The organism is Novipirellula sp. (genome assembly GCF_041583735.1).
Classification (GTDB): Bacteria; Planctomycetota; Planctomycetia; order Pirellulales; family Pirellulaceae; genus Novipirellula.
Map to the genome: position 1 here is coordinate 1 of NZ_JBFHFD010000757.1, position 3,875 is coordinate 3,875.

Consider the following 3,875-nt stretch of genomic DNA (forward strand, 5'->3'; position numbering starts at 1 on the left):
CATCCGCGAGTCGGATGGATTGATGATCGCGCGAGGTGACTTGGGGATCGAGATCGATTACCACAAGCTGCCGTTGGTCCAATCGCAGTTGATCGCGGCTTGCCAAAGCGAAGGCAAACCGGTGATCATCGCAACGCACCTGCTCGAATCAATGATTCAATCTCCGATGCCGACGCGAGCGGAAGTATCGGACGTCAGCAACGCGGTCCGCGAACAAGCCGACGCGGTGATGCTGTCAGGCGAAACGACCACCGGGGCCTACCCGTTTGAATCGGTCGAGGTGATGAAGAACATCATCCGCAGCATCGAACCGACGGTCAGCCGTTCACTGAACTCGCTGATCACACTGCGGGAACCCAAAGCCAAGATGCTTCGCTCGGCCGCCCTGCTGGCTCAAGAGTTGGGGCAAGCCGGTATCGTTGTCTTTACCCGCAGTGGCTACCTGGCTTACGTCCTCGCGTCACTTCGTCCGCGTGGCGTTCCCATTTATGCCTTTACGGATGTCGAAGACACATTCAATCAAATGTTGTTGCCATGGGGCGTCGAACCTTTCCTGATGGAATTCTCCGACGATCCCGACACCACGATTGCCAATGCGACCGAACGGCTGCGGCAAAGCGATTGGGTCACCCCCGGCAGCTGGTTGGTCGTGATCACCAACGTGTTGGCCCATGGCAAAGTGGTCGACTCGTTGCAATTGCGTCAAGTTGAAACGACGCCCTCAACCGCAAAGTAGTCTGCCGCAACGCAGTCTGCCGTCCCTATCGCCAGCCCCGAAATAGCTCGCTCCGACCAAGCAGAGGTGAGCAAACGTGGACCAAAAACGAAACACCGATCGGCTGAGCAAGCGGCCTGACGCACCGCCGCCGGTTTCTCAGCTGGCGGCCTCGCCACCGCTGCGTCGCATCATGACCGGCGGCGTGCTGTTTCTATTGATCTGCATGGTGGCGGTTGTCGGCTACATGGCGGCGGGCTGGCATCTGGACGATGCCCTTTACATGGTCGTGATTACGATCTTTGGCGTCGGTTACGGCGAAGTCCATCCGATCGAATCGCCGCCGCTGCGGGCACTGACGATCATGGTGATCGTCGCTGGCTATGGTGCGGTGATCTACACCGTCGGCGGATTCATGCAGATGTTGATCGATGGCGAACTGAACCGAGCAATGGGAGCACGACGAATGACCAAGGGAATTGAGCGACTCAGCAACCACACGATCATCTGTGGGATGGGACGCTTGGGCACGATCCTGGCACGAGAGTTATACGCCTCGGGCAAACCGTTTGTCGCGATCGATACCGACCTGGACCGACTACGTGCTGCCGAAGATCGTGGTTACCTTGTCCTACACGGCGATGCGTCCGAGGAAGACATCCTGGATCAAGCAGGGATCAAACGCGCCTCGAACGTCGCGGCGGTCCTGTCGCTCGATGCCACCAACGTGTTTGTCACGATCACGGCGCGCGACATGAACCCGGCCGTCCGCATTATCGCTCGCGGTGAAAACCCGCGAACCGAAAAGAAGCTACTCGGATGCGGCGCAAACCAAGTCGTCTTGCCCACCGCGATCGGCGCCCAGAAAGTGGCCCAGTTGATCACCCAACCGACGGCCGAAAGTATTTTGGAGCAGATCCAAGATCAAGGAACGATGCTAGAGGATCTCCGGCGAATTGGACTGCAGTTCAATGAGCTCGAAGTCATCTCCGATTCCGAGCTTTCCAATCATCCGCTCAGCGAGCTGGAAATCCGTGGCAACCATAGCTTTTTGATCGTCGGCGTTCGCCACGCCGATGGGACGATGCAACTGAATCCATCGCCCACGCTGCTGTTAAAACCGGGCGACATCGTGATTGTCCTGGGGCACGAAGACGACCTCCCCGAGATCGCTCGCCGCTTCTTACGCAAGCAGCCCAAAATGACCTACCGAGGCGTCTCGGTAGAAAACTGAGTCGCAGCCAGCAAACCAAAGCCAATCGCATCGGGAAGAATGCGTGGCAGGACCGACCCCCGCAACACAGAGGTGCCCAGCCAACAAGAATAGGCGAGGGGTTTTGACTCGAGTGCATAATCATCATCGATATTGTTAATTTGTCCTTACATTTGGAAGAGCGAAACAACGATCGCATGCGGCGTGTTTGACAGCTCGAAGCTCGGCATTTCACTTTCCTATCGCAGCATTGCGAAGTAAAACGAACAGCTCCCATGATCGAACGCCAAACGAGATCGCTGAGCAAACGGATTTCCATCGGCCTGATTTCCGTCGTTTTCGTAGCGGCAGGCATCAATCACTTTGTCTCGCCGATGACCTACTTGAAGATCATGCCGCACTATCTGCCTTGGCCGTTGGCATTGGTGTACGTCTCAGGATTCTTTGAAGTGCTCGGCGGCGTTGGCGTGGCGGTACCACGACTGCGGCGCGTAGCGGGATGGGGCTTGATCGCATTGTTGGTCGCTGTCTTTCCAGCAAACCTTTTTATGATGACCAACGCCGAACTGTTTCCGTCGATTCCATTCTGGATGCTCGTCGCACGCTTGCCGTTGCAAGGTGCTTTAATCGCTTGGGTTTGGTGGGCGACGATTCGCAAAGCCTGAAACCGAGTCACGCGACGCAACCGGATGGATCTGTGTTCGAATTCGCTGAGTCATTTCTGCCAGAACGTGCCGATTGAAATCTTGGCCCTTCGTTGCTGATGAAGTTAGATTTAGCAGCCCAGGGCTTTCCCTGGAAGCATTGCGGCTGCTAAAGCAAGATCAGGCCATGATTTCGGTGATCTGCTTGGTCGCGATGCCGATCGGCCGGTCCAGCGGCACGCCGGCGCACGAGAGCAGCGTCTTGAGCAGGTCGCCCTGGTTACCCTTGACGTCGGGCAGAAAACGCCCGGTCTTGATCGAACCGCCACCCTTGCCCGCAACGATGAATGGCAGGTTCTCTCGTCGATGCTTGTTGCCGTCTTCCAGCCCCGAGCCCCACATCATGATGCAGTTGTCCAGTAGCGTACCATCCCCCTCGCGCAGGCTGGCCATCTTTTTCACCATGTAGGCAAACTGATCGATGTTGAACTTCGTGATCGCTGCCACCTTTCGGACCATCTCTTTTCGATTCTCGTGGTGCGTCTGCGAGTGGTGCTTGTCTGTAAAGCCCAACTCGGGATAAGACACGCCGTTGGGCGTGGACCCAATGTACGTACTGACGCGTGTGGTGTCCGTCTGAAATGCCAGGACGGTCAGGTCGCACATCACCTGCATGTATTCGCTGCGTTTGTCACCCTCGGGAATCTTGACCTCGATTGGCGGCGAATCGCTGGCGTGACGTTTGGCCGAGCGGACGCCCGCCTTCTCTAGGGCCGCTTCCTGTTGGCGTTGCTCGATTGCGACGATGCGACGTTCGACCGCGCGCACGCTGTCGAGATACTCATCAAGTTTTTGCTGGTCGGTTGGGGCCAGTGTCCGGCGCAGGTCCCGCGCGCCGCCCAACACACGGTCGAGCATTTGTCGGTCGAGAGCGTTTGCCTTCGTGACTCGACTGGCCTGCCCCTTCTTGCCAAACAGCCTGTTCAAGACGTTGCGGGGATCGATCTCGGCGGGGACGGGCTGCGTGGGCGAGCGGTAGCTGCAGTGCGAGTAGTACGCCTCGTGCAGGCCCGCCTGGTTCTCCTTCCACGTCTGAGGCATGGTCGCCAGCTCGAGCGAGGGCAGCAACGTGTGGGCACCCACGTAGTTGGCCATGATCTGGTCGGCCGAGATCGCGATGTTGACACGGCTGCGTGTGTCCGCGTCCGGAAGAGTCGCAGTCAGCCAGGTCGACAACTCTAACGCATGCGGCGCGCCTCCGAACGGCTCGATAGGCACGCCAGAAATCCCCTTCATCATCAGG

The 3,875-nt window shown here is 57.9% G+C and carries 4 protein-coding genes; 3 read left to right on the plus strand and 1 reads right to left on the minus strand.

Annotated features, from left to right (window positions below):
• The 3 genes from ABX962_RS32220 to ABX962_RS32230 all read left to right on the plus strand — a co-directional run.
• The coding region (locus tag ABX962_RS32220; RefSeq protein WP_372725778.1) for a pyruvate kinase at nucleotides 1-736 on the plus strand (736 nt) is incomplete at its 5' end.
• A gap of 76 nt (nucleotides 737-812) precedes the next feature.
• Entirely contained in the window at nucleotides 813-1,949 is a 1,137-nt protein-coding gene (locus ABX962_RS32225) for a TrkA family potassium uptake protein (RefSeq protein ID WP_372725780.1), read from the plus strand.
• A 254-nt stretch (nucleotides 1,950-2,203) separates the two neighbouring features.
• Nucleotides 2,204-2,593, plus strand: a complete 390-nt coding sequence (locus ABX962_RS32230) for a DoxX family protein (protein WP_372725782.1) — start codon at nucleotides 2,204-2,206, stop codon at nucleotides 2,591-2,593.
• A gap of 159 nt (nucleotides 2,594-2,752) precedes the next feature.
• On the opposite strand, the gene ABX962_RS32235 is transcribed toward ABX962_RS32230, so the two are convergent.
• A partial coding sequence (locus ABX962_RS32235) for a DUF1552 domain-containing protein (protein WP_372725784.1) occupies nucleotides 2,753-3,875 on the minus strand: 1,123 nt, incomplete at its 5' end.

Bases quoted from the DNA above. Each gene is read 5' to 3' on its own strand.
- ABX962_RS32230 (WP_372725782.1), top strand. From the start codon at position 2,204: ATGATCGAACGCCAAACGAGATCGCTGAGCAAACGGATTTCCATCGGC.